The organism is Microbacterium sp. zg-B185, assembly GCF_030246885.1.
Classification (GTDB): Bacteria; Actinomycetota; Actinomycetes; order Actinomycetales; family Microbacteriaceae; genus Microbacterium.
Map to the genome: position 1 here is coordinate 213,426 of NZ_CP126739.1, position 25,671 is coordinate 239,096.

Sequence of the window (25,671 nt, forward strand, 5' to 3'; positions counted from 1 at the left end):
CCGGCTCCGCTTCGCCGATGGCGATGACCGAAAGGGGCGCGCCGACCCGGAGTGGCCCGGGGCGCGGGCTTAGCCTGGAGGCATGAGCGCCGCCCCTCCCCGCAGACGGCTGTCGCCGGCGGTCTACCGGCGACGGCGGCTCGTGCTGCTGCTCGCGCTGATGGCTGCCGTCGCGCTGGTGTGGGTGCTCATCGCACAGCCATGGCGCGGTGCATCCGCAATCGCACCCGATCCGACACCCACGGCGACACAGGCCGGCGTCATCGATCTGCCGGTGCCCGGAGCCTCGACCCCGACGCCGAGCGAGACGCCGACTGCAGAGGCGGCTCCGGATGCCGTTTCCTCCCCCTCCGCGGCGCCGACTCAGACCACCGCGCCCACGGCCAAGTCGTGCATGTCCCGTGACGTCACGGTCGAGCCGCTCACCGATCAGGACGGCTACGATCCTGGGCAGAACCCGCAGCTGTCCATCCGGCTGACCAACAACGGCGCCGCGGACTGCACCATCAACGTCGGCACGAGCACGCAGGCGTTCACGATCGTGAGCGGCAGCGACGTCTGGTGGCGCTCGACGGACTGCCAGACCGAACCCAGTGACATGCTCGTCCTGCTTGCGGCGGGTCAGTCCGTCTCCAGCGCTGCCCCGCTCACCTGGGATCGGTCCCGATCGTCGGTGGACGACTGCGGCGGCGGCAATCGGCAGACCGCACCGGGCGATGGGGCCTCGTACCATCTCAGCGTCGAAATCGGCGGCATCCCATCGATGCAGTCCAAGCAGATCTTCCTGTACTGACGCACCGGATCGGCCACGCGCGGCCTGCCCGATCGCCCCTGTGCACACTGTCCCCCGAAGAGGGGACAGACGTCTCCGGCCCGGCGCGCGTACTCTTGATTCAGCTCCCGGTTCAACCGGCTCTTGGCTGCCCCCCAGCAGTGATCCGTCCCCAGCGAGAGAACAAGAGCCTCCGGTGAGCATATGGCCCTCTCGAGTCATCCCCCGCGCAGGGGGTGGCCCGAGGGGGCCATTCACGTGTCCTGGCAACATCGCAAAAGCGCCTTAACGCCTGACCGGAGGCTCTTTTCCGCCTCGCGCGAGCAGGGGCGTCTGGCTCAGCAGAGAACGCGGGGTCGGAGTATCCCCCCGGACCACTCCGACCCCGCTTCCCCCATGCTAGGACCTGTCGCCGAAGACTTCCGACTCCATTGCGTCATAGCCCTCCGCCTGAGGGTCCCGATGCGTGCCTCCGGACAGCGCGTACTCCTCCTCGGGAGAGAGCACGAGGCGGTGCCGGAAGGACACGGCGAAGCCGACCAGGATGATCACGTAGACGATTCCGATCGCGATGATGGCCGGCAGGAACGTCGGGTTCAGCAGGAAGCCGACGAAGATCAGGGCGGCGATCACCGCGGCGATCACGGCACCGGGCACCCCCCACGGGCTGACATATGGGCGGCTGGCGTTCGGGAACTTCCGGCGCAGGATGATGAACGAGATCATCTGAAGCAGATAGGCGAGCACCGCGCCCCACACCGCGATGTTCAGCACGATGGCGCCGGCCACGGCCCCGGCTCCCTCGTTGACGGCAGCCAGGCTCTCCAGCACCACCAGGGCGACGAAGCCGATCACCGCGCCCACCACCAGCGCGACCCACGGAGTCTGGCGCTTGCCGGTGAGTGAGAGGAACTTCGGGTAGTACCCGGCACGCGAGAGCGAGTACATGTTGCGTCCGTAGGCGAACATGATCCCCTGCAGTGAAGCCAGCAGTCCGACCAGTGCGAACAGGGCAAGCAGCGCGGCGAGCTGGTCGCCGACGATCGCGCGGAACCCGTCCAGCAGCGGTTCCGCCGCGACCCCCGTCGCCTCGGCGCCGATGACGCCGGTGTTCAGGAACAGCACCAGCAGACCCGTCACGATCAGCGTGCCGCGCGCCCAGAATCCCGCCTTGGGGATGTCGCGGACCGGGTTGTGCGATTCCTCCGCGGCCAGCGGCAGCTCTTCGATCCCGAGGAAGAACCACATCGCGAACGGCAGCGCGAACAGGATGGGGAAGAAGCCGTGGGGCAGGAACGCCGACTGCCCAGGGTCGGGCTCGATGTTCCACAGCGCATCCCACGAGAACGACCCGGTGAACAGGGACATCAGCGAGAAGACCACGATGATGCCGATCGAGATGATCGAGACCACGATCGCGAACCGGAACGAGATGGCCGCGCCCGAGGAGTTCAGCGCGATGAACGCGACGTACAGGATGATCCACCACACCCACGTCGGCATCGAGAAGTTCAGCAGTTCGGTCGTGATCGCATCGGCGTACGACGCGGAGAAGTACACGATGACCGCGGTGGTCGCGACGTACTCGATGGTCTCGGCCGCTCCGGTGATCAAGCCGCCCCACGGCCCCATCGCCGATCGTGCGAACGAGTAGGCACCGCCGGTGTGCGGCATCGCGGCGGCCATCTCGCCGATCGAGAAGATCATGCCGTAGTACATCGCCACGAGGATCACGAAGGCGATGAGCATGCCCCCGAATCCGGCGAAGTCGATGCCGAAGTTCCATCCGGAGAAGTCACCCGAGATGACCGCGGCCACCGCAAGCCCCCACAGGCCCCAGATGCCCGCCGACCGCTTCAGGGTCCGCTTCTCGAAATACCCTTCCCCTGCCCGCGTATAGGTCGCCCCGGCGACCTTGGCCGAATCACTGCGAGCGGGCACATTGCTGGACTGAGTCATCGATCCTCCGAGCAGTCGGGTGCGGCGCGGAGCGGAGCGGCGCCATGCGCATGATTGTGATGCCTAAAGGTCGGTTCTGTCTACCTTTGCGGGGAACTTCCTGATTACAGTGGGACGCAGCGCGGACGCCCGGGATCGCGCTCGTGCCGCGCGCGGACTGCGCGCCCAGAGAGGGTGACGGATGCCAGGAAACCTCAGCGCCGCGGACTTGAACGCTGCCATCGCGGCCGACCGGATCGACACCGTGATCGTCGCGTTCGCCGATGCGCAGGGCCGGCTCGTCGGCAAGCGGGTCTCGGCCCGCTTCTTCCAGGAGGAGGTGCTCGCGCACGGCGCCGAGGCGTGCAACTACCTGCTCTCGGTCGACGTCGACATGAACACCATCGACGGGTATGCGATGTCCAGCTGGGAGAAGGGCTACGGGGACATGATGCTGCTGCCGGACCCGGCGACGCTGCGGCGGATGCCGTGGCTCGAGGGGACCGCGCTGGTCATGGCAGACCTGGCCTGGCAGGGAGGTGAACCGGTCGTCCAGTCGCCGCGCGCGATCCTCAAACACCAGCGTGATCGCCTCGCCGAACGGGGGTTGACCGCATACGCCGGCACCGAGCTGGAGTTCCTGGTCTTCGACGACACCTATCGGGATGCCTGGACGCGCGGCTACCGGGATCTGAAACCGTCGACGGATTACAACGTGGACTACGACATCCTCGCCTCGGGCAGGCTCGAGCCGTTGCTGAGGGACATCCGCCGGGGGATGGACGGCGCCGGGATGTACAGCGAGGGCGTCAAGGGGGAGTGCAACCTCGGTCAGCAGGAGATCGCGTTCCGCTACGCCGAGGCCCTGGAGACGGCCGACCAGCACACCATCTACAAGAACGGGGCGAAGGAGATCGCCGACAAGCACGGCAAGTCGATCACCTTCATGGCCAAATTCAACGAGCGCGAGGGCAACAGCTGCCACGTCCACCTGTCGGTGCGCGGCCAGGATGGGGAGCCGGTGATGGCCGGTGACGGCGAGCACGGGTTCAGCCCGCTGATGGGCCACTGGATCGCCGGCATCCTGGCGACGCTGCGCGAATTCACCCTGCTCTATGCCCCCGCGATCAACTCGTACAAGCGCTACCAGGACGGGTCCTTCGCCCCGACCGGCGTCGCCTGGGGTCTGGACAACCGGACGTGCGCCCTCCGCGTCATCGGCCACGGGCAGTCGCTGCGCGTCGAGAACCGGGTTCCCGGCGGCGACCTCAACCCGTATCTGGGCATCTCTGCGATCATCGCCGGGGGACTGCACGGCGTCGCGAACGAGCTCCCGCTGCCCGAGCCGCTCGCCGGCAACGCGTACACGGCCGGAGTCGACCACCTGCCCACCACGCTGCGCGAAGCGGCGCAGCTGTTCGAGCAGTCCGCGATCGCCCGCGCGGCGTTCGGTGACGACATGGTCGATCACTACCTCCACCAGGCGCGGATCGAAGTCGCGGCGTACGACGCGGCAGTGACCGATTGGGAGCGGATCCGTGGCTTCGAACGACTCTGACCCGTCGACCGGCGCGGGCTCCGAGGCGGTCGGGGGCTCGCACCGGCGGGCGCCGGTGATCGGCCTGACGACGTATCTCGAGCAGGCCAGGCAGGGCGTGTGGGATGTCCGCGCCGCCTTCCTCCCGCACGTCTACTTCGACGCGGTCGCCGCCTCGGGCGGGGTGGCGGTGCTGCTGCCGCCCCAGCCCAACCCCGAGCTGGCGGCATCCGTCGTGCTGGACGGGCTGGACGGACTCATCCTGACCGGCGGGCTGGACGTGCAGCCCGAGCTGTACGGCGCGGAGCGGCATCCCTCCACCGACCCACCGCGCCCCGACCGGGACGCATGGGAACTGGCGCTGTTCCGGGGCGCCGACGAGCGACGCATCCCGGTGCTGGCGATCTGCCGGGGTCTGCAGCTGGTCAACGTCGCCCGCGGCGGGACTCTCCAGCAGCACCTGCCTGAGTCCATGGGCACCGACCGTTACCGCCTCGGCGGCGGCGTCTTCGCCTCCAACACCGTGGCCGTCGACGACGGCACCGCTCTGGCCGGCGTGGTCGGTGCGGGCGAACTGGCCGTCCACAGCTACCACCACCAGGGCATCGACCGTCTCGGCGACGGCCTCGTGGTCACCGCGCGCACCGACGATGGACTCGTCCAGGCCGTCGAGTCCACCGGGGACGGATACCTGCTGGGCGTGCAGTGGCACCCGGAGCAGGACACCGAGGACCGACGGCTCTTCGCGGGGCTGGTCGCCCAGGCATCCCGGTATGCCGCGTCGCGATCCGTCGCCGCGCCGCCCGAGCGCGAACCCACACTGGAGGCGATGCCGTGAGCACGTTCACCCTGATCAACCCGGCCACCGCCGAGCCCATTCGCGAGGTGCCCCGCGCCGGTGTCGGCGACGTGGATGCGGCGATCTCCCGCGCGGTCGCGGCCCAGCGCTCCTGGGCGGCGCTGGCCCCGGTCGCCCGCGCGGATGCGCTGCGGGCGTTCGCCCGGGTCGTGGAGGCGCACATCGAGGAGCTGGCCGGACTCGAGGTGATGAACTCCGGGCATCCGATCAACTCCGCCCGATGGGAGGCATCCCATGTCGCCCAGGTGCTGAACTTCTACGCCGGAGCGCCTGAGCGTCTGTCCGGTCGGCAGATCCCGGTCCCGGGGGGCCTGGATGTCACCTTCCACGAGCCGTACGGGGTGGTGGGCATCATCGTGCCGTGGAACTTCCCGATGACGATCGCGGCATGGGGCTTCGCGCCCGCGCTGGCGGCGGGCAACGCCGTGGTGCTCAAACCGGCCGAGCTGACACCCCTGACCGCGATGCGACTCGGTGAGCTGGCACTCCAGGCCGGACTGCCGGAGGGGCTGTTCCAGGTGGTCACCGGGTCCGGTTCGGTCGTCGGCCAGCGGTTCGTCACTCACCCGGATGTGCGCAAGGTCGTGTTCACCGGATCGACGGAGGTGGGGACGGATGTCGCGGCCGGCTGCGCTCGTGCGCTCAAGCCCGTCACGCTCGAGCTGGGCGGCAAGAGCGCGAACATCATCTTCGCGGACGCCGACCTGGAGCGCGCCGCCGCGTCGGCGCCGGCCGCCGTGTTCGACAACGCCGGCCAGGACTGCTGCGCGCGCAGTCGCATCCTCGTGCAGCGCTCCGTGTTCGACCGTTTCCTCGAGCTGCTCGAACCCGCCGTCGCCGACTGGCGCGTCGGCGACCCGCGGGACGAGGCGACCGAGATGGGGCCGCTCATCTCGGCTGCGCACCGGGACTCGGTGATCCCGTTCGTGAAGCACTCGCGCGTGGCCTTCCGCGGCTCCGCACCGAACGACCCGGGGTTCTGGTTCGCGCCCGCGGTCGTCCTGCCCGACTCGCCCCGGGACCGGGTGGCGCAGCACGAGATCTTCGGGCCGGTCGTCGCAGTGCTGCCGTTCGAGGACGAGGCCGATGCGGTGCGCCTCGCCAACGACACGATCTTCGGCCTGGCCGGGTCGATCTGGACCGAGAACCTGGGCCGCGCCGTGCGCGTCTCGCGCGCGGTCAAGAGCGGTGTCCTGTCGGTCAACTCCCACTCGTCGGTGCGCTATACGACCCCGTTCGGGGGGATGAAGGCGTCCGGTCTCGGCCGCGAGCTCGGCCCGGACGCGGCGGAGCACTTCACCGAGACCAAGAACGTCTTCTACGCGACCGGAGACGCCTGATGAGTCCGATGCCCTCCCGCTTCGATTCCGTGTCCCCTATTCACATCTCCCCGAGGGTCTTTCCCCTGACTTCTCGGGACATCACCCCCTCGGGAGCAGCGCAATGAACGTCGATCTCACCCAGCGACTGAAGGACCGCGTCGCCGTCATCACCGGCGGGGCCAGCGGCATCGGTCTGGCGACGGCCCGGCGGTTCGCCGCCGAAGGCGCGTTCGTCGTGGTCGCCGACGTCGACCCGGCGACCGGGGAGGCCGCGGCATCCGAAGTCCACGGGGTGTTCCGCCGCGTCGATGTCGCCGATGAGGCGCAGGTGAACGCCCTCTTCGACGGCGTGGCGGAGGAGTTCGGCCGTCTCGACATCGCGTTCAACAACGCCGGCATCTCCCCTGCGGATGACGATTCGATCGAGACGACGGAGCTGCCCGCGTGGGATCGCGTGCAGGACGTCAACCTCAAGTCCGTCTACCTGTGCTCGCGCGCGGCGCTGCGCCACATGGTGCCGGCCGGCAAGGGGTCGATCATCAACACCGCCTCCTTCGTCGCGCTGCTGGGCTCGGCGACCTCGCAGATCTCGTACACCGCGTCCAAGGGCGGGGTGCTCGCCATGACGCGGGAGCTCGGGGTCCAGTTCGCGCGCCAGGGCGTCCGGGTGAACGCACTCTGCCCGGGACCGGTCAACACGCCGCTGTTGCAGGAGCTGTTCGCCAAGGACCCCGAACGGGCCCAGCGCCGGCTCGTGCACGTGCCGATGGGCCGATTCGCCGAGCCGGAGGAGCTGGCCGCCGCGGTGGCGTTCCTCGCCTCGGACGATGCGTCGTTCATGACGGCGACGACCTTCGTGGTGGACGGCGGCATCACCAACGCCTACGTCACCCCCCTGTGACCGGTCGCATGCGAAAGAACGGGGAGAAACCGGCCATGGAGCGAGGGCTCAGCACGCCGACGTGGGAATTCTCCCGCGTTTTCGACGACCTGCCGGGGTCACCGTGACCGAGACGCCGCTGCGCGAGGTGCGCCGGGCGGTGTACCGGCCGCTGCGCGAGGGGAACGCGCTCGAAGACACCGTCGCACGTCTGGTGCAGACCATCCGGCTCGGCGTGGTCGCGCCCGGGGAGTCCCTGCCGCCCGAGCGGGAGCTCGCCGGCCGGTACGAGGTCAGTCGCGACACCGTGCGAGAGGCGATCCGCGAGCTCGCCGACACCGGATACCTGGTCCGCCGCCGCGGACGATACGGCGGCACCTTCGTGGCCGACCCGCTGCCGCCGGCGCCGCACCCCGGGGTGGTGCCGCTGGACGAGCTGGACGACGTGCTGGGGCTGCGGCGGGTGCTCGAAGCCGGTGCCGCCCGCACGGCGGCCGGGCGCACCCTGACCCCCGAGTCGCGGACCGAGCTGTGGGCCCGCCACGAAGCGGCAACCGCTGCCGACACCGCGGAGTACCGCCGTCTCGACACCCTGCTGCACCTGACGATCGCGGAGGTCGCCGGCATCCCCTCGCTGGTCGCGCTCGCGGCGGAGAACCGCGCGCGCGTGAACGCCTGGCTGGACACCTTCCCCCTGCTGCCGCGCAACATCGAGCACTCCAACGCTCAGCACGAGCGCATCGTCACGGCGATCCTCGCAGGGCGGGCGGATGCCGCGGAGGCGGCCATCCTGGAACACCTGGCCGGGTCGGAAGCACTGCTGCGCGGCTTCCTCGCCTGAGCGCATACGGTCCGCCGGCGGGTGCGCGGAGCCAAGAGACGGGCGGCGTTCGGTAGCGTGGAGCGATGGCTTCAGCACACGATCCCGACCCGAGCGAGGTCGACGAACTCCCCGAATTCCGCAACACGGCACTCAGCGATGCGCTTCAGACCCAGGATCTCGCCGCGGTCGCCTTCGCCCTGCGACACGGACCCACGGTGGTCCCTCTGATCCCCGCGGATGCCGAGGCGGAATCGGGGCTGGAAGCGTCCAGTGCCGACGACGTGTGGACCTATCGCGATCCGAGAACCGGGCAGGTCGCGCTGCTGCTGTTCAGCGATGCCGCGAACAAGCCGGCCTCCCTTCCGGCCAAGGTCGCGCTGAACAGCCCGGGCTGGCTAAGGGCGTTCCTGGGGCTGCACGAGGAGGTCATCACCACGGTGTTCTTCGACATCGCCGGGCCGCATCCGATGCAGGCCAGCCCCGCCGCGCTCATCGCCGCTCTGGACGCATGAGCGGATCGCCGTCGGCTGCCTCGACTTCCGCGACGCGGCCTGGCATGCTCATGCGATGGAGTTCGTGATCGTCGCAGTCGTGTGTACCGCGGGGCTTGTGATCCCCATCGCGTTGGCCCGCATGCCGAGTCAGCAGAGCGGTAGCCGGCTGCAGGCGTCCGCGGCTCGCACCACGCTCCGCGGCCGGCGCTAGAACTCCGGAACGTCACCGCCGGGGTCGGCTCTGCTGCGCGCCCGCACGTCGTCCAGCGCGCCGCGCAGGGTGCGCGAGCGGTTGTCGATGAACTCGCTGTAGCCCAGGCGTGCGGCCTCGCTGCGGCGCTGCGCTGTCTGCGTCACCGGGCGGATCTCGCCGGCGAGGCTCAGTTCGCCGATCGCGGCGAGCGTCTTGGGTACGGACTGGTTGCGTACCGACCCCGCGACGGCGATCGCGATGGCCAGGTCGGCGGCGGGCTCGGTGAACCGCACGCCCCCCACGGTCGAGACGTACACGTCCAAGTTCGAGGTCACGATCCTGGCCTTCTTCTCCAGCACCGCAAGGACCATCGCCACGCGCGCGCCGTCCACGCCGTTCACGATCCGCCGGGGGTTGGGCGCCGTGGTCTGTATCGTCAGCGCCTGCACCTCGACCGGCAGGGCGCGGCGGCCCTCCAAGGCGATCGCGACGCACGTGCCCGGCTCCGGGCTGCCGTGACCGAGGAAGAGGGCGCTGGGATCGGCGACTTCGGCGATGCCCGCACCGGTCATGTCGAAGCAGCCCACCTCGTCGGTCGGTCCGAAGCGGTTCTTCAGAGCGCGCACGAACCGCAGCGACGTCTGCCGGTCGCCCTCGAACTGGCACACCACATCGACGAGGTGCTCCAGGATCCGTGGGCCAGCGATCGAGCCGTCCTTGGTCACGTGGCCGACCAGGACGACCGGGAGCCCGCGATCCTTGGCGACGCGGATCAGCGTGGAGGCCACTTCGCGCACCTGGCTGGGGTGGCCGGCCATGCCCTCGGAGAGGGACGAGGACACGGTCTGGACGGAGTCGACGATCAGCAGCTCGGGCTGGACCTGGTCGATGTGCCCCAGGATCGTCGCCAGGTCGGTCTCGGCGGCCAGGTAGAGCTCGTCGTGCAGCGCCCCGGTCCGCTCGGCGCGCAGTCGCACCTGGCCGGTGGATTCCTCCGCGCTGGCGTAGAGCACGCGTCGGCCGGCGCGTGCGCTGGCGGCCGCGACCTCGAGCAGCAGCGTGGACTTGCCCACTCCGGGCTCGCCGGAGAGCAGGATCGCCGCCCCCGGGACGATGCCGCCGCCCAGCACGCGGTCGAACTCGCCGACGCCGGTGGTGCGGCGCGGGGTGTCCCGGGAGTCGATCGCCGTGATCGGGCGCGCGACGCGGTCGGTTCCGGGAGTGACGGCGGTCACGGCGCGGTTCAGGCCGGTCGGCTCGGATGCTTCAACCACCGTGCCCCACTGCTGGCACTCACCGCAGCGACCCACCCACTTCAGCGCGGTCCAGCCGCACTCGGTGCACCGGTACGGCGCGGTCGCGGTCGTGCGTCGGGTGGCCATGCTCTCAGGGTAGGCGCGGCGTGCGACACTCGGATGCCGCGCTCCGGCGGGCCGCGGCATCCCGTCCTCGCGGCAGCCGGCCTGGACAGCGCCGCCGGGCAGGGCAGCGCAGCCGGTGCCGTGCTCAGCGCAGCCGGTGCAGTGCTCAGCGCAGCGAGGGCGGTGCTCAGCGCAGGGAGGTGGCGACCTCGCGCAGCGCGTCCGCCGACCGACGCAGCAGACCCACCTCGTGCGGGGAGAACGGGTTTTCGTGGATCGGCACCGCTCCGGAGGCGCTGACCACCGAGGGGACCGAGAGCGCCACGCCGCTGACACCGTGATAGTCCTGCAGCACGGTACTGACCGGCATCACGGCGTGCTCGTCGCCGAGGATCGCCTCGACGATCCGTGCGGTGGACAGCCCGATGGCGTAGTTGGTGGCGCCCTTGCCCTGGATGACCTTGTACGCGGCATCCCGCACATCCACGGCGATGTGGTCCAGTTCGTCCGCGCTCATCGGAGGGTGCCCGGGGGTCTCCCACTCCAGGATCGGGACGGTGCCGATCGTCGCCTTGGACCACAGCGGGAACTCGGTGTCCCCGTGCTCGCCGACGATGTACGCGTGCACGCTGGAGGTGGAGACCCCGGCGCGCTGACCGAGCTTCCAGCGCAGGCGCGAGGTGTCCAGGACGGTGCCGGACGCGAAGATCCGCTCGGGCGGAAGCCCGGTCTCCTGCTGGGCGAGCACGGTGAGCACATCGCACGGGTTGGTCACGATCACGTAGATGGCGTTCGGTGCCACCTCCAGCAGCTGCGGCATCATCTTCTTGAGAATGCCGGCGTTCACTCCGGCCAGCTCGATCCGCGTCTGGCCGGGGTTCTGTTTCGCGCCCGCCGTGATCACGACGACGTGCGAGCCTGCGACCACGGAGATGTCGCTGCCGCCGACGATGTCGCTGGAGCCGGTGAACTGCGTGCCATGGGCGAGGTCGAGCACTTCGGCCTCGACCTTCTGCGTGGCGATGTCGTACAGCGCCACATGTCTGGCCGATCCGCGGATCAAGGCGGCGTAGGCGGAGCTGGATCCCACGCTTCCGGCTCCGACGACGGTCAGTTTCGAATTCTCGATGACAGCCATGCGGCAAGTCTGACAGTGCCGGGCTCGCGATGGGGCGCGCTGGTCATTTCACCGTCGACTCGGCGGAGGACGGGGCGTCGGGCTGCGGCGTCCCGTTTCTGATGCCGGCGTAGGAGATCAGGCCCCCGACGGCCATCATGACGGCCGTGACGATGGCTGCCCGGTGGAACCCGGCCAGGTCCAGGCTGCCGCCGACGATGGCGGCGAGCATCGCGATCACGAGCAGGCCGGCGACCCGGGCCACGGCGTTGTTGACCGCCGAGGCGATGCCGGAGCGGCCGGTGTCCACCGAACCGAGGATGGCGGCGGTCAGCGGCGAGACGGTGGTGGCCAGCCCCAGGCCGAAGACGATCATGCTCGGCAGCACCTGCGTCCAATAGTCGAACTGCTCGTTCACGGTCAGCAGCAGGAGAGCGCCGATTCCCATCAGGATCGGCCCGATCGTCATGAACAGACGCGGTCCCCACTTGCCGGCGAGGGCTCCCATCCTCGAGCTGAGCAGGATCATCAGGATCGTGGTCGGGATGCTGGCCAGACCGGCGAGGGTGGCCGGCAGCCCGGCGCCCTGCTGAAGGTAGACGGCCACCACGAAGCCGTTCAGCGAGAGGGCGCCGTAGACGAAGAACGTCGCGACGTTCCCGGTCCAGAAGTTGCGGATCTTGAACAGACTCAAAGGCAGGATCGGTGTCGAGGTGGTCTGCTGGCGCACCAGGAACGCACCGAACAGGAGGATGCCGGCCACCAGCGGGATCCAGATCCCCGGCGCGGCCCAGCCCAGGTTGGGCTGTTCGATCAGTGCGAACACGGCCGCACCGAGGCCGAACGTGCACATCGCGCCGCCGAGCCAGTCGATGCGCGTGCCGGGGTTGCGGACGTCATGCGCCTGCAGGCGGGTGAGCAGCCAGAGCGTGATCGCGATCGGGATCACGTTGATCAGGAACACGAACCGCCACGAGAGCAGGTCGACGAACAGGCCGCCGATCAGGGGCCCGGCGACCATGGCGCTCGTGGTCAGAGCCGTCCACAGTCCGATGGCCTTGCCCTGCAGCGGACCGCGGATCGTCGAGGTGATCAGCGCGAGAGAGCTGGGCACCAGGAACGCGCCGGCGGCACCCTGCGCGGCGCGCGCGATGATCAGGAAGAGCGGATCGGGCGCCGCCGCGATCGCGATCGAGGCGATGCCGAACCCGATCAGTCCGATCCGCATCACCAGGATGCGGCCGAACGCGTCGCTGGCCGACCCGGCGAGCAGGATCAGCGCGCTGAGCGTGATGAGGTAGGCGTCGACCGTCCACTGCTGAGTGGTCAGGCCACCGCCCAGTTCCCGGCTGATGGCGGGCAGGGCCACGTTCACGACGGTGCCGTCCAGGAACGCCACGAACGAGGCCAGTGCGGCGATCCAGACGACGAGGCGCTGCTGCGCGTCCAAAGTGAGGCTCACGCAGCCAACCTAATCCCGCCGACCCGACCTGTGGGTCCCGCCATCGGCGGGCGCAGCAGAGCGGATGCCGTGACCCCGGTCCGCGGCATCCGCTGGTCTGCGCGCCGGTCCGCGGCATCCGCTGGCTGCAGGTCGTCAGGAGGTCAGGAGGTCAGGAGGTCAGGAGGTCAGGAGGTCAGCGTGAGTCTGCCCACGACCAGATGTCATCGCCGCGCAGGGTCACATCCGCGCCGCCGTCGTCGTAGATGACCTGGCCGGCGAGGTGGGTGTTCTCCACGCTCGTTAGCCAGATGAGCAGGTAGGCGATGGATTCGGGCGACTGGTGGCCGTTCAGCGGCATGGGGACCGCGGCATCCACCATCGCCTGACCCTCCGGCGTACTGAGCAGCCCTGCCGTCATCGGGGTGACCACTGTGCCCGGTGCGACGGCGTTCAGCGGGATGCCCGCGCCCGCCCACGCGGGGGTGATCGACTCACGGCGCACCCAGCGCGACAGCGCGCGCTTGGACGACGGGTAGACCAGGTAGCCGACCTGCGGCCCCTGAGCAGCCAGCGCGGCCGCGATCTCGAGGGCCTTCGGCTCATCGCCGGCGAGGGCTGCCTCGACCATGTCGGGGGAGTTCGGCTGCAGCGAGGCCATCGAGGACACCACGGCCGCGCGAGGCGCCTGGGAGCGGGCGAGCGCGGGAAGCAGTGCAGTCAGGAGCTCGGTGACGCCGAAGTAGTTCACCGAGATGGTCTTGGGGATCGGCGCGGAGATTCCGGCGCACGCGATCACCGCGTCAATGCTCTCGGCCAGTTCCATCGCGCGGGCTGCCGCGTCCGCGCGGCCCTCCGGGGTCGACAGGTCGGCTTCGATGTCGGTGTCCCGCAGATCGATGCCGATCACCCGCTCGCCGCGGTCGCGGAGAATCGCCGCGGTCGCGGCTCCGATTCCGGATGCGGATCCGGTGATGACATACGTACGCGTCATGGCTCTTCTTTCATTCGTGGACGGTCGCGGGGTTCGCGATCGTCGGGGGGATGCCGACGGGATCGCCGCCGGACGGGGGGATGTCGCGCGGGCCTCGACTGGGTGCGGGGATGTCGGCGGGATGCGTGATCGCGCTCGCCGTGGCGACGAACCGCTGGACCAGTTCCGCCAGGCAGCGGCGCTCGTCCCGGGGCCAGTCCGCCATGATGTGCCGGACCATCTGAAGTCCACTGTCGACGAGCGCGGCGTACACGTCGGCTCCGGAATCGGACAGGGCGATGATCATGGCGCGTCCGTCGGTCGGATCGGGATGCCTGGTGATCAACCCGGCGGCGTGGAGCCTCGCCAGCTGCTTGCTGATTGTGGGACGACTGACTCGCAGTTCCGTCGCCAACTCGCTCGCCCGGCGCTGACCGCTCAGCCCGAGGGCGTACAGCGGCTGGATGTCCACGGGGTCGAGCGTGACACCGACGTCGGGAACGAAGCGCGCCTGGAGGGCAAGGGCGGACCACTGTGCCATGAGCCGGGTCAGTCCCGACAATACGACGGCCTCGCTCTGGTCCCGCGTTTCCACATCTCCATCCTACCCGTGGTAGTTGCGGGAGGAAACTATTTGGACCCACCGCCCGCGCTTGACGCGCAGCCGCCAAGTTGGCGGGTGGGTTGGCCGTCGCGTACACTCGTCCGCGGTGACGTGTCCGAGCGGCCGAAGGTGCAACTCTCGAAAAGTTGTGTAGGGTAACCCCCTACCGTGGGTTCAAATCCCACCGTCACCGCCACTGTGAAAGCCCCGCGATCCCTTGTAAACACTGGGATCGCGGGGCTTTCACTTTGCCCCGAAATGGGCCCGTGCCCACATTTTGCCCACATCTGAAACGGATCGAGGGTGATTCAGGCCGATGTCATGTCTCAGGACATGGGTGACGAAAGTGCATCAGGACATCGGTGACGCTTTGGTGGTGTCTGGTGGTGACACTTCTCCTCTATCTGTGAGGGATGAGCCGTGTTGAGCCTGTCGATCCTCGTATCCGTCTCGCGATCGTGCAGTGGCCGCCGGACGCGCCGCGTGGGGCGGTGACCACGTTCTGCGCCGAGCACTCGATCTCACGCAAGACGTTCTATGCGATCCGGAGGCGTGCCCTCGACGAAGGGCAGGCCGCAGCTCTGGAGCCCCGATCGCGCCGTCCGAAGCGCAGCCCGACGATGATCACCGACGAGGTGAAGCAGCGGGCGGTGGCGGTGCGGGCCGCGTTGGAGTCGTCCGGACTTGATCACGGGCCGATCAGTGTGCACGACAAGATGCTCGCGCTGGGGATGACCCCGGCGCCATCGATCGCGGCGTTGGCGCGGATCTTCCGGGAGACCGGTGTCGCCCGGGCGGAGCCGCGGAAGAAGCCGCGGGCTGCGTACCGGAGGTTCGTCTATCCGGCACCGAACGCATGCTGGCAGCTCGACGCCACCGAGTACGTCCTGGCTGGTGGCCGAAAGTGCGTGATCTTCCAACTCATCGACGACCACTCCCGGTACGCGGTAGCCTCCCACGCCGCTACCGGTGAAACCTCGAGGGACGCGATCCGGGTCGTGCGCAAAGCGATCAGGGCTCACGGGGTGCCGCAGCGTCTGCTGTCTGACAACGGCATCGCGCTGAACCCGTCGCGGCGCGGGATCGTCGGGCAGCTCGTCGAGTACGTCACCCGACTCGGTGTCGAGCCGATCACCGGGAAGCCGTATAAGCCGACCACGCAAGGCAAGAACGAGCGGTTCCATCAGACCCTGTTCCGCTATCTCGACAAGCAGCCCATCGCAGGCGACCTGCGGGAGCTGCAGGCGCAGATCGACCAGTTCGACCACATCTATAACACTGAGCGTCCCCATCAGGCGCTCCCCGGCCGGATCACGCCGCGAGTGGCATGGGACGCGACGCCGAAGGCCGAGCCACCGAGGCCCCGCCCGTTGCCGCGGAGATCGGGCGACCCGCTGCCCCCGGCGCCGTCGCCGAACGGCCGCCTCCGCGAGGGCATCCGCGTCGCAACCATTCACCCGAACGGATCGATCAAAGCTCGCGGCATCATCTTCAACGTCAGCTACCCGCTGCGCGGGCAGGACGTCTACCTGATCTACGAAGCCGCCGGCATCATGATCTTCGACAACCGCGGCACCCTCCTCGCCGAGCACAACTGGCCAGCGCCCGGCATCAAGTACATCGGTAACGGCAAACCCCGCGGCCCCCGAGGACGAGAACTGTCACCGAAGTCCTGAGACACCAACTGTCACCGATGTCCTGATAAAGAACTGTCACCGATGTCCTGAGACATCACAGGTGATTCAGGCCGATATGAGGGTCGTCTGCCGGTGCGTGACTCCCAGATATTCGTATAAATGTTCCCGTTCTTGTGGAGCCAGGCGAGCACGTTGCGAACAGGGGTGTCTTCTTTCCCGGTCGCCGGACCGGATCGGGCTCAGATCGCGCGGGAGCGTGCTCGGTCCAGGGCTTCCGATACGGCGTCCAGGTCGTCGTCGAAGAGGTCGCTGTAGGTGTCGAGTGTCATTGCGGCGCTGGCGTGGCCGAGCATGCGCTGCACGGCCTTCACGTTCGCGCCGGCGCTGACTGCTAGTGATGCGGCGGTGTGGCGGAGATCGTGCGGCGTCACCCGGGGCACGTTGGGATCGGCCTGCTGCGCTCGGCGCACGGCGCCAGCGAACCACCCATCTTTCGAGTTGGGCAACCGGAGTGGTTCTGCCCCGTCGCCGAAGACATAGGCGTCCCGGTGGCGGGCTTGGACGCGTAGGCGCAGTTCCTGGACCAGGAACGCGGGCAGTGGCACCGATCGCGTCTTGTGCGTTTTGGGGGTGCCCATGATCACGGTGTTGTTCACCATGACCGCGTTCTCCTCAATTGAGGCGCGTCTTCGCCCAAGATCAAGGTGCCGTATGCGCAGCGCGGTTGCTTCACCCCACCGCAGGCCGGTGTACGCGAGGAAGCGTACGAGCGTCGGCTCGGCTGCGTTCCGGGCGAGGAGTTCCACTTGCGCGTGGGTGAGGTATGCCTTGCCCTTCTTCCCCTTGCGGGGGACACCCACGTCGCGGGCCGGATTCGCGGCGAGGCTGCGGTCCTTCACTGCGGTATCGAAGATGGCCGCGAGGATCCCATGCGCGCGGAGTACGTTCGTCGCGCTCTGGCTCTGTGCCATCTCGGAGATCCAGGCCTGGATCTCGGAGTGTCGGATGCTGCCGATAGCGCGGGTACCCCATCGAGGCAGGACGTGGATGCGCCATGAGGACTCGAGTGAGCGGAACGTGGATGGCTTGAGGATTTGCCGGCGAGAGGCTATCCATCTCGTGCCGAGCGTGCCCACCTTCGCCTCGGCGGCGCTGACGTCGATGAACTCGCCCTTGGCCTTGGCGACCTCGACTGTCGAGAGGAACAGTTCAGCGTCCCGTTTGGTTGTGAACCCTCGCCGATCGGTTTGAGTCCCGTCGGGGCGACGGTAGCGGACACGGTATCGGCGGCCCTGCTTGGTTGTGTAGGCAGCGATGCTACCCACTCGCCGGTCGACCGACGTGTGCGGTCATGCCGACCAGGCGGCCGGAGTCGCGGGCTTTGCGAATCCAGTCCTCGGCGGTGCGCTGCGGGACATCCAGTTCCAGGGAGATGAGTTTGACCGGCGGCGAGCCGGCCAGTGTGGCGGCGCCGTAGAGGATCTCCACGACGTCCCATCGTTCGTCCTTCATGCCCCGCTTGACGACGGTGGATGCCATCCAGGGCGGGATGATGCGACCCTCGCCGGTGGTCAGATCTGCCACCGTGACCCACCGTGCGTCCGACCCGTCGTCCAATCGCACCGCCACGCAGTGCGGAACCGCCGCCTGCAGCGTGGCCTGCGCCAAGGTGTGACCCACGCGGGAGGCATCCAGTTCGCCGTCCACGGCGCGGGTGATGACCGTGCTCGGGATGTACCGCACCTTTGCCGCGTTGTACCGCGCCTCGATGGTGGTCTCGATCCCGGCATCCTCGTCCAGCGCTGTTGCGACAAAGCCGGGCGCGATGCGCAACGCAGTGCCGACAAGCGTGTCGGCAGCGTCTGCGGTCATCGCCTTGCCGTCGAGTGTCTTCACGTCGACCTTCACCCCCTCATCTTGCCTTACCTCGACTGCGTTCCGCAGATTCCTCTTGACTAAGTACATACTTTAGCCATGTACTTGTGTGGAAGGCAACAGGAATACCACGAAAGGATTGAGCGATGTCCAGCACGACCAACCCGGCGGAGCCGGTTCTGAGCAAGTGGCTGCTGAAGCCCGAGGACGTTGTGCAGTTGATTCCGGGGCTCAGCGTGAAACTCCTGGCCCAGTGGCGCTACGAGCGAAGAGGCCCGCGGTACTACAAGGTCGGACGGATCGTGCTGTACCCGTTCGAGGACCTCGAGCAGTGGTTCGAGGCCCAGGTCGGCGCGAGTGGATCGGAAAGATGACCGAGTTCTCGCGTACCCACATCGTCGCGATCGCCAACCAGAAGGGTGGAGTGGGGAAGACGACGGTCACGATGCACCTCGGGGCGGTCCTATCCCGCCGGTGCCGGGTGCTGGTGGTCGATGTGGATCCGCAGCGATCGACCGCGTGGTGGGCGGAGAACGCGCGCGACAGGTTGCCGTTCGATTTCGCCGGCTACCAGTCACCGGCAATCCTCGCCCAGTTGCCGGAGCTGAGGGCGGAGTACGACTTCGTCCTGTTCGACACACCAGGCGGCCTCGAGGCCACGCCGCTCCTGGAAACGGTGCTGGATGCGGCCGATTATGTCGTGGTCCCCATGACGCCCGAGCGCTTGGCGGTGGAGCCGACTGCGCGGACGGTCTCCCGGCTGATCGAGCCCCGCCGTGTGCGGTACGGCGTGCTGCTGAACCGCATCAACCCGCGCAGCCCCACCCAGTTGCGCACCTTCCAGCACCTGCTGGACACCACCTTCGGGATTGCACGGTTCGACGGGCATCTGCGGCAGTACCAGGCTCATGCGGAGGCACCGGTTCTCGGGCAGCTGGTCACCACAACGCCGCCTACCGGACGCACAGCCGGCTACATCGCCGACCTCACCCGAGTCGGGTACGAGCTGAGCGACCAGTTCTCCCCGCTCCTCGCCGGTGTGTGGTGAACCGTGACCGGCGCCGACTGCGTCCCCCGCATCCACGGGGGGGCGGATCTGCGAGCGACGCTCCGGCCCCCCACGGTGCGAGGCGCGGATAGGAGACCGCGATGACCAACGCTGACGATGACAGCGGCCTCACCCCCGATGCTGGTGGGCCGCATTCGCTGGACCGCCCTGGCGAGTTGGGGCAGAGCAACGCGGAGGCGGTGGGGGATCGGGGCGGCGTTCGCGCCCGCCGCCGTCGCTACCCGGAACCTCGGGCGGACCGGCGTGGGGAGGTGTTGAAGAGTTGGAAGGAACGGAACCCGGAAAAGGTGAAGCAGTACCGGGACCGGTACCGGCAGAATCACCTGGAGCAGATTCGGCGGGAGAACCGGGAACGAGAACGTGCCCGGCGGATCCGGCTGCGCGAGGAACAGCAGGCGCAAGAGGAGCGACGCGCGTACGCGCGGGAGTGGTACGCGCAGCACCGGGAACAGTATCTGCAGTACCAGCGGGAGTACCGCGCGGCCCGGAAAGCGCAGGACCCGGAGAAGTACCGGGAGGGTGTGCGGGCACGGAACAAGCAGTGGCGGAACAATCACCGGGACCGCGAGAACGCCAAGCTGCGGGCGAAGTACTGGGACGATCCGGACCGGAAAACCAAACGCGCCGCGAGCTACTACAAGACCCACACCGATGAGGTGCGGGCCCGTCGCCGGGAACGGTACGCCGCCAACCGGGAACACGAACGTGAGATCCAGCGCCGCTACCGGGAACGCCAGAAGTTCCGGCGCGAGGCAGGGCTCCCCGCACCTCAGCTGCACCGCACCCCGCGGGAGGAGAGACTGGCCAACGCCGACGCGGCCGACCAGTTTTTCAGCCGCCTGCGGACACGGGATGAACGGGCGGAACTCCGCAAGGAACTGGGCACCCCGCCGGAGCTGCTTGCCGCCTGGATGCGGGACTGCAAACGCGCCCGCGCCGCCCACCACCTCGCCGAAGACGCGCAGCTCCGGGCCCGGCTGCGCCACGAACTCTCCCCCCGCCCGACCGCCAAGCAGATCGAGGAGGCGCGGCTGGAGGCCATCGGCAGAGAAGTCAACGAGCGACTCCGCCGCAAAGACCCGCCGCGACGGCCCCCGCACAACGACCCGGCGGCACCGCACCCGATGCTGCACCCGCACCCACAGACAGGACTACACCGATGACCACCCACACCCGGCCCGGTAGCCTTCCGACAGGACCGCACATGATCGAACGACACAGAACAGAAGAGGCCCTCTACCGGGTCGCCGTCAGCGCCTTCACCCACTACCCCGGCAAGGACACGGAAGAACCCGGCTACGCGGTGGACGAGGACATCAACTGGTGCATCGCACCCCTGTTACCGCTGCCCCCGCAGCAGGCGGCGCAGATGCGCGAGACGATCCGGGAACTGATCACCAACCCGCAGTCCGATCGGCAGGCATTCATCGCGACACTTGACCGACTCACGCGGGAATAGCCGGCCACCACCACGCACGAACGGGCCTCCCCTGGCCGGTCATGGTAGCTCCCGCCGGGCTACTCCGTTCCGGGCTTTCGCGGCATATCCTCCCTCGCTGCGCTCGGTCCGGTATTCCACGACCCGGCACTGCGCACCCCTCCGGTCGCACACGACGCTCTTGCCAGGACAGACCCACGACACAGCCAAGGAACAGCGAAACGGACATCACCCCGGCACCCGGAGGACCCCAAGGTTTGGGCGCGGTCCGCGGGCGGTGAGGTGTCCGCTCACACCACGGGCAGAGGACGATAGAGGGATGCGGGAAAGCGACAAATGACCGGCGATGATCCCATCGAGCTGGACGAAGACGGACTGCCCAAGGGGCGGGACTGTCCGGCTTGTGGTGCGCCGCTGGAGCCAGGACCCGTCGACGCGGCGGTGGCGGTGGCTTGGATGTGCCCGAACCATGGCCTGGTCGAGTTCACCGCGGACCCGTTCGGCGACGATTAGCCGCGCGGCGCCGGCATCGCGGAGGGGGCGAGCGCGCGCTGCACCGCACTGGCGCTGACCCCGATCACCCGACCGATGTGGGTGAACGAACGCCCCTGCGCGCGCAACTCCTGCGCGATCGCCACCCGCTCCTCGGTCATCACCGTGGGCCGCCCCGCGCGACGCCCCGCCGCCGCGGCATCCCGCATGCCGGCACGCGTCTCCACGCTCCGCAAACGCCGCGCGAAACCCTCCAACGCCGCCAGCACCTCCGCAGGATCAGACACCATCCCCGCGCCCGTCGATAGGGCAGGCTCCGCCAGCGACCGGAAACCGACACCCCGTGCGGTCAGGTCGGTGATGGTGGAGATGAAATGCTGCAGCCCGTGTGAGAGCCGGGCAGAACTGGTCACCAGCAACACATCACCGGCTTCCAGATCGTCCAGGCACGCGGCCAACTCTGGCCTGGTCCGCGCGTCCGCCGAGGCCAGATCAGCAAAGACCGGCTCCGCCCCCGCCCGCTCCAGCTCGTCAGCATCAGCCGTCGTTCCGGCGTCGGCGAACAGCTCCCGCGTGTACCCCACCACCCGGGTCATCGCGACGGACCGCCGTGCTCCGGACCCGCCGGCACCACCACTGGCCCGGTCGCATCCACAGGCCGCTCGGCGACCAGCAGCTTCCGTAGCGTGACCAGGTCAGAGGCGCTGCGATGCTCCTGCGCTGCGACCACCCTCGAACCGCTGGGGACGGGCAGTTCGGGGATGATCTCCCGCAGCGCCGTCTCATGCAGATCGATCAGCACCTCCGTCACCGGACGGGGAACATTCCGCAGCGTGGCGGCGAACTCGGTGACCCGACGTAACTCACTCAACCACTGCGCCGACTCCAAGCTCGACAAACGCTGCGACTGCGCCGCCCGCAACGCGGCGGCCGCACCCTGAAACGGTCGGTCCACGCCGGTACGCACCGCATCAAAAGCGGCTGCGCCGACCCGATCGAGCACCGTCACCCGATCCACCGCATCCGACTTCTCGGCAGCCGCCGCCAGCGCACCGGTCCCGGCGAAACCCTGATCGTGAATCTCACGACTGACAAGACCACCCGCGCGGCCAGCCTCCACCGCACGCAGATAGCCCGAGACTGTCGAAAGCAGGCTCTCCGCACGCCGCGCAGCGACCACCACCACCCGGGTTGCAAACCCATCGGTGCGGAACCGCTGAACCAGCCCCAGCGCCGTCGCCGGGTTCGCGAAACTGCCCTCCAGAATCAGGGAACGATGATGCTCGCGCGCAAACCGCATGCCCGCCCGCAACCACTCCGCCGTCGCCTCACTCAACTCCCGTGACGATTCCATCGACCCGGACGCCGATGCCTCTGCGAAACGGGGATGGAACGGCCGCAACAGCTCCGCACTGAGCACGGCGGCATCCCCGCCCAGCTCGGCACGCAGCCGACCCGTCGCGCGCCCGACTCCGGAACCGGGCTGTCCGCTCAACAGGACGAAGACCGGGTCGGTGTTCCGGTCATCTCCGTCCGGGAACAACAACGGCCGGATCTCGCGCGCAAACACGTCATCACGCGGAACAGCCGTCGGGGCAGGGTTCGTCATGACCCGCCCTCCAGAGTCAGCGCCCGCGCCGTCAACCGAGCGGCGAGGCGATCGACCGCGCGACGGTCGTAGCCGTTGACGAGGAGACTCTCGCGACGGACCGCCTGCACCTCTTCCCAGGCCTCCCGCGCACTCGGGCCATCGCTCCGGACCACCTGCAGCAGGAGTGCGGTAACCCGCGCGGAGGTGTCCCGCAGGGCCTCGAACGCGACCGCGTCGTTGACACGCCATGCTGACGAATGCGCCAAGCTGCCCTCCCGGCACCAGTGTAGCCACCGCCCCGAAAAGGTGACGAGCGCACTTTCCGTTCGCCAGTGCACGGTTCAGGCGAGGTGAAGGGCTGCGCCGCGTCGTCCGCAGCATGAGTTCGCACGAGCCGGTGACGTACGGCCGCGGCTGGTGCAAGTTTCAGCGTGGCCACCAGGAGCGCGGCGGCCGACATCCTTTGCCCAGTGGGAGGGCGCGGCGGGAGCGCGGCCCGCGAGTGGATCCGTAACAACCGGTTCCGTGCGCGGAGGGGCATCTTCCGGCGGGCGCTGTGCTCCCAATGACTCACGTGTCCCAGCCGATCCCTCGTTGTGGCATTACAGCTGCCAGTCGGCGTTGAATCACGGTGCGGGCGGTGCCGCCAGCGTCATCAGCATGCGGGCGAGGGTGTAGCGGGTATGGCCACGGGTGCTGCGCGGATCGTAGCCGAGTTGGCCTGCGAGGGTGCCGGCCCGCTCCTGCACACTGGAGTGGTGTCTTCCGAGCCGGATGGCGGCACCGCGACCGCTTCGTTCTGCGCTGAGAGCGTCCAGGAGCTCGAGGCTGCTCGAGTCCAGCTTCGTCAGCGCCAGAGCATCGGGATGCAACGGTGCCCTCTCGGCGTTTTCCGCGATCGCGAGCGCCGCACCCAGATCGGTCGCGTCGAGCATGGGCTCGGCGGGCGTGGTTAGGCGGGCAGCGATCAGCGCCGACGACCAGGAGGCCGGCAGCTGGTCGCTGGGCACGGTGAGCCCGACACCGAGCCGGGGTGGTTCCTCCCACGCGGCGTCCGGCTCCACGGTGGAGTCGATAATCGTTGCGCGGGTGAGTCCGTATCGGGTAGTGACGACGGCGGAGGCGTGGGACAGTGCCGGGGCCGGGTCAGGTGGGGACGCGATGACTCGCAACGTCCCCGGCTCGATCCGCAGACGTGCCAGGGCGGCCGCTCGCTCATCGGAGTCGGTGTGAGAGCTAATTGCCAGCTCCACGGCACTTTCAGGCCCGATGGTGCGACGTGCTCTGATGATGCCAAGCGCCAGCGCCAGCCGTTCGAGGATCATGGCGTCGTTGACGTGCGGTTCGCCCTGCCGCTCAAGCCACACTTCGGCGCCCATGCCGGCTTCACGGCGCGCCCACCCGTCGGAAGCGGCCGCAGGTAGCCGCCCGCCGTTCCCGTCCACGCGGGTGAGGTGGGTGCCGTCCCGATACCCGACGGGAGCGCCGGCGAGCAGCGCAGCCCCACGCAGCATGCTTTCGGCACCGACCAATCGGGTGACGAGCGCGTCGAAGTAGGAGACGACTTTCAGCGTCTCGCTGGCGTCTGGGTCGAGGGCGGTCAGACGTCCCATCAGCTCTTGCATCTCGGCTCCATCGCACGGGGTTCCCCCACCCTAACGTGGCCGGTGGTCAGACGGCCGGCCACGTTGATGCGGGTCAGGCGCCGAGCACTCGGCTCAGCCAGCTCTCTCGAGCCGCGGCCGCTGCCTGCGAGACCGCGGCGTGCGGGGCAAAGGCCTCAAACCCGTGGAAGCCGCCAGCCCACACGTGCAGCTCCGCCTGCACTCCCGCTTCCCACAGTCGGGTGGCGTAGGCGACATCCTCGTCGCGGAACACCTCCGCGCTGCCGCAGTCGATGTACGCCGGCGGCAGCCCGGACAGGTCGGTCGCTCGGGCTGGGGCGGCGTAGATGGAGACGTCGTCAGTGCCGCGACGATCGCCGAGCAGCGCCGTCCAGCCGACAATATTGGAGGCGCGGTCCCACACGCCGACGCCGTCGATCTGCTGGGTGGAGCTAGTCGCGTCGCGGTCGTCGAGCATCGGACAGAACAGCATTTGCGCGGCCAGGGCCGGGCCGCCGCGATCACGAGCAAGAAGCGCCGTGCCAGCGGCTAGTCCGCCCCCGGCACTTCCTCCGGCGATGAACAGACGGGAAGGGTCGATGCCCAATTCCTCGACGTGATCACCAGTCCACACCAGGCCCGCGTAGCAATCTTCAACCGGGTAGGGGTCAGGGAACTCCGGCGCGAGACGGTACTCGACGGTGACGATGACGCCGTTTGTGCGTTCGACCGCATCGAGAAGCATGGTCACTCCGCCCCAGCGGTCGCCGACAATCATTCCGCCACCGTGCGTGTGGTACATCCCCGGTCCTGTACCCGCGCGGTCCCGCTTGTGGATGACAGACACGACGATGCCGTCATCCTCATATCCAGGGATCGTGACATCACGGGTGACGAAACCCCTGGCTCTGAGGAGTTCCTGCGGGTCCTGTCCCGGGGTCATGGGCTGGCTGCGCATGGCGGGAATCATCTCTACCGTGAGCGCCGGGAACCCACCCATGAGGGTGAGCGCGGCGTCCAGTTCCGGGTCGAACGGGGGGCGGGCGAGTGTGTCAGTCATCGGAACTCCTTTGTTCTCGGGTGATGCACCCTCAGTCTTCATGCCCACAGAATTACAGTGCCCCCGCAACGCGTGACCGATTCGACAGTGTCTCCCCGCCAAATGGCGGGGTCGCTCAGCGTCGCAGGCGATACCGTCGTCCCGGTCGAGGTGCTTCCCCAGTGATCTTCGGTCACGAGTGCGCGAGTTGCCTGGGCCCCCCCGCCGCGACAGGTGAACGAGAAGCTATGCATCCGTCACCGCGACGCTGAGTAACGGGTTCGAGCACCGCTACTCAGCGTCGTGGTGCCCGCACAGGATCGTTGAGCGGTCTCGGGTCACTGCCGTGGTGATGTTCGGGGTTGTCGGATAAGTTGGCTTGAATGATCAGACGTCTGGGACGTGTGGCGGCGACCTCGGCTGTTATGGCGATGCTCGGGACTGTCGTCGGCTGTGCTCGGCGTCGCTGATCGCCACCGTCCAGTCGCAGGGCTTCAATGGCGCGCGGAGCATGAACGCCAGCGGCGGCGTCTTCGCGACGCTCTCGCTGCCGAATGCTACCGGGACCGGCTCGCGCATCGGCTGGAACAACGCGGCCGCCACGCTGACGCG

The 25,671-nt window shown here is 68.6% G+C and carries 26 protein-coding genes and 1 tRNA gene; 14 read left to right on the forward strand and 13 right to left on the reverse strand.

The genetic code is table 11. From position 1 onward, the window contains the following. Positions 1–82 precede the first annotated feature (82 nt). Positions 83–793, forward strand: a complete 711-nt coding sequence (locus QNO12_RS00995) for a hypothetical protein (RefSeq protein ID WP_257500779.1) — start codon at positions 83–85, stop codon at positions 791–793. A gap of 378 nt (positions 794–1,171) precedes the next feature. Here the strand turns inward: QNO12_RS00995 and QNO12_RS01000 are convergent, their stop codons facing one another. Continuing rightward, positions 1,172–2,731, reverse strand: coding sequence for an amino acid permease (locus QNO12_RS01000; protein WP_257500778.1), 1,560 nt, complete (start codon positions 2,729–2,731; stop codon positions 1,172–1,174). 181 nt (positions 2,732–2,912) lie between these two features. Between QNO12_RS01000 and QNO12_RS01005 the strand changes: the two genes are divergently transcribed. The 6 genes from QNO12_RS01005 (at position 2,913) to QNO12_RS01030 (ending at position 8,643) form a co-directional block, all read left to right on the forward strand. Then, entirely contained in the window at positions 2,913–4,268 is a 1,356-nt protein-coding gene (locus tag QNO12_RS01005) for a glutamine synthetase family protein (protein WP_257500777.1), read from the forward strand. Next, positions 4,249–5,085, forward strand: a complete 837-nt coding sequence (locus tag QNO12_RS01010; RefSeq protein WP_374760998.1) for a gamma-glutamyl-gamma-aminobutyrate hydrolase family protein — start codon at positions 4,249–4,251, stop codon at positions 5,083–5,085. The genes QNO12_RS01005 and QNO12_RS01010 overlap by 20 nt, the downstream gene beginning before the upstream one ends. Next, positions 5,082–6,446, forward strand: a complete 1,365-nt coding sequence (locus QNO12_RS01015; RefSeq protein ID WP_257500776.1) for an aldehyde dehydrogenase family protein — start codon at positions 5,082–5,084, stop codon at positions 6,444–6,446. The genes QNO12_RS01010 and QNO12_RS01015 overlap by 4 nt, the downstream gene beginning before the upstream one ends. Before the next feature lie 103 nt (positions 6,447–6,549). Then, positions 6,550–7,329 carry a 3-oxoacyl-ACP reductase gene (locus QNO12_RS01020; RefSeq protein WP_257500775.1) on the forward strand — a complete coding sequence of 260 codons (780 nt, stop codon included), beginning with the start codon at positions 6,550–6,552 and terminating at the stop codon, positions 7,327–7,329. Between the two features lie 103 nt (positions 7,330–7,432). Further along, positions 7,433–8,149, forward strand: a complete 717-nt coding sequence (locus tag QNO12_RS01025) for a FadR/GntR family transcriptional regulator (protein WP_257500774.1) — start codon at positions 7,433–7,435, stop codon at positions 8,147–8,149. A 65-nt stretch (positions 8,150–8,214) separates the two neighbouring features. Continuing rightward, positions 8,215–8,643, forward strand: coding sequence for a dehydrogenase (locus tag QNO12_RS01030; protein WP_257500773.1), 429 nt, complete (start codon positions 8,215–8,217; stop codon positions 8,641–8,643). Positions 8,644–8,832: 189 nt separating this feature from the next. Here QNO12_RS01030 and radA read toward each other — a convergent pair whose 3' ends face one another. The 5 genes from radA to QNO12_RS01055 all read right to left on the reverse strand — a co-directional run bounded on the left by radA (position 8,833) and on the right by QNO12_RS01055 (position 14,305). After that, positions 8,833–10,200, reverse strand: a complete 1,368-nt coding sequence (gene radA / locus QNO12_RS01035; RefSeq protein WP_257500772.1) for a DNA repair protein RadA — start codon at positions 10,198–10,200, stop codon at positions 8,833–8,835. Between the two features lie 166 nt (positions 10,201–10,366). Further along, positions 10,367–11,317: an L-lactate dehydrogenase gene (locus QNO12_RS01040; protein ID WP_257500771.1), complete on the reverse strand. Its 951-nt coding sequence runs from the start codon at positions 11,315–11,317 to the stop codon at positions 10,367–10,369. Between the two features lie 43 nt (positions 11,318–11,360). Further along, positions 11,361–12,758 carry an MFS transporter gene (locus QNO12_RS01045; protein WP_257500770.1) on the reverse strand — a complete coding sequence of 466 codons (1,398 nt, stop codon included), beginning with the start codon at positions 12,756–12,758 and terminating at the stop codon, positions 11,361–11,363. Between the two features lie 175 nt (positions 12,759–12,933). Next, the gene (locus tag QNO12_RS01050) at positions 12,934–13,731 is read right to left on the reverse strand and encodes an SDR family oxidoreductase (protein WP_257500769.1); all 798 of its coding nucleotides are present in this window, start codon (positions 13,729–13,731) and stop codon (positions 12,934–12,936) included. Positions 13,732–13,741: 10 nt separating this feature from the next. Further along, positions 13,742–14,305 carry a MarR family winged helix-turn-helix transcriptional regulator gene (locus QNO12_RS01055; RefSeq protein ID WP_257500768.1) on the reverse strand — a complete coding sequence of 188 codons (564 nt, stop codon included), beginning with the start codon at positions 14,303–14,305 and terminating at the stop codon, positions 13,742–13,744. Positions 14,306–14,419: 114 nt separating this feature from the next. Here QNO12_RS01055 and QNO12_RS01060 point away from each other — a divergent pair. Further along, positions 14,420–14,510 (forward strand) — tRNA-Ser (locus tag QNO12_RS01060). Positions 14,511–14,727: 217 nt separating this feature from the next. Next, positions 14,728–15,990: an integrase core domain-containing protein gene (locus QNO12_RS01065; RefSeq protein WP_502883268.1), complete on the forward strand. Its 1,263-nt coding sequence runs from the start codon at positions 14,728–14,730 to the stop codon at positions 15,988–15,990. Between the two features lie 200 nt (positions 15,991–16,190). Here the strand turns inward: QNO12_RS01065 and QNO12_RS01070 are convergent, their stop codons facing one another. Both QNO12_RS01070 and QNO12_RS01075 read right to left on the reverse strand, forming a co-directional pair. Continuing rightward, positions 16,191–17,276, reverse strand: a complete 1,086-nt coding sequence (locus QNO12_RS01070) for a tyrosine-type recombinase/integrase (protein ID WP_374761048.1) — start codon at positions 17,274–17,276, stop codon at positions 16,191–16,193. Beyond that, complete coding sequence (locus QNO12_RS01075) at positions 17,269–17,859, reverse strand: hypothetical protein (RefSeq protein WP_257503962.1); 591 nt, start codon at positions 17,857–17,859, stop codon at positions 17,269–17,271. The genes QNO12_RS01070 and QNO12_RS01075 overlap by 8 nt, the downstream gene beginning before the upstream one ends. A 113-nt stretch (positions 17,860–17,972) precedes the next feature. On the opposite strand from QNO12_RS01075, the gene QNO12_RS01080 reads away from it, so the two are divergent. The 5 genes from QNO12_RS01080 (at position 17,973) to QNO12_RS01100 (ending at position 20,846) form a co-directional block, all read left to right on the forward strand. Continuing rightward, positions 17,973–18,200: a helix-turn-helix transcriptional regulator gene (locus QNO12_RS01080; protein ID WP_257503963.1), complete on the forward strand. Its 228-nt coding sequence runs from the start codon at positions 17,973–17,975 to the stop codon at positions 18,198–18,200. After that, a complete protein-coding gene (locus QNO12_RS01085; protein ID WP_257503964.1) occupies positions 18,197–18,874 on the forward strand; it encodes an AAA family ATPase in 678 nt (225 codons plus the stop codon). Before QNO12_RS01080 ends, QNO12_RS01085 begins: the two co-directional genes overlap by 4 nt. Before the next feature lie 101 nt (positions 18,875–18,975). Further along, entirely contained in the window at positions 18,976–20,058 is a 1,083-nt protein-coding gene (locus QNO12_RS01090) for a hypothetical protein (RefSeq protein ID WP_257503965.1), read from the forward strand. 41 nt (positions 20,059–20,099) lie between these two features. After that, a complete protein-coding gene (locus QNO12_RS01095) occupies positions 20,100–20,354 on the forward strand; it encodes a hypothetical protein (RefSeq protein ID WP_257503966.1) in 255 nt (84 codons plus the stop codon). A gap of 315 nt (positions 20,355–20,669) precedes the next feature. Next, a complete protein-coding gene (locus QNO12_RS01100) occupies positions 20,670–20,846 on the forward strand; it encodes a hypothetical protein (protein WP_257503967.1) in 177 nt (58 codons plus the stop codon). Here QNO12_RS01100 and QNO12_RS01105 read toward each other — a convergent pair. From QNO12_RS01105 to QNO12_RS01125, 5 genes are all read right to left on the reverse strand, one after another. Next, the gene (locus QNO12_RS01105) at positions 20,843–21,421 is read right to left on the reverse strand and encodes a recombinase family protein (protein ID WP_257503968.1); all 579 of its coding nucleotides are present in this window, start codon (positions 21,419–21,421) and stop codon (positions 20,843–20,845) included. The two genes, QNO12_RS01100 and QNO12_RS01105, sit on opposite strands and share 4 nt — an antisense overlap. Further along, on the reverse strand, positions 21,418–22,434 hold the full coding sequence (locus QNO12_RS01110; protein WP_257503969.1) for a zeta toxin family protein: 1,017 nt from the start codon (positions 22,432–22,434) through the stop codon (positions 21,418–21,420). Before QNO12_RS01110 ends, QNO12_RS01105 begins: the two co-directional genes overlap by 4 nt. Beyond that, positions 22,431–22,682 carry a hypothetical protein gene (locus tag QNO12_RS01115; protein ID WP_257503970.1) on the reverse strand — a complete coding sequence of 84 codons (252 nt, stop codon included), beginning with the start codon at positions 22,680–22,682 and terminating at the stop codon, positions 22,431–22,433. The genes QNO12_RS01110 and QNO12_RS01115 overlap by 4 nt, the downstream gene beginning before the upstream one ends. Before the next feature lie 360 nt (positions 22,683–23,042). Then, the gene (locus QNO12_RS01120; RefSeq protein WP_257503971.1) at positions 23,043–24,041 is read right to left on the reverse strand and encodes a hypothetical protein; all 999 of its coding nucleotides are present in this window, start codon (positions 24,039–24,041) and stop codon (positions 23,043–23,045) included. 73 nt (positions 24,042–24,114) lie between these two features. Further along, on the reverse strand, positions 24,115–25,080 hold the full coding sequence (locus tag QNO12_RS01125; RefSeq protein ID WP_257504025.1) for an alpha/beta hydrolase: 966 nt from the start codon (positions 25,078–25,080) through the stop codon (positions 24,115–24,117). Between the last annotated feature and the right edge of the window lie 591 nt (positions 25,081–25,671).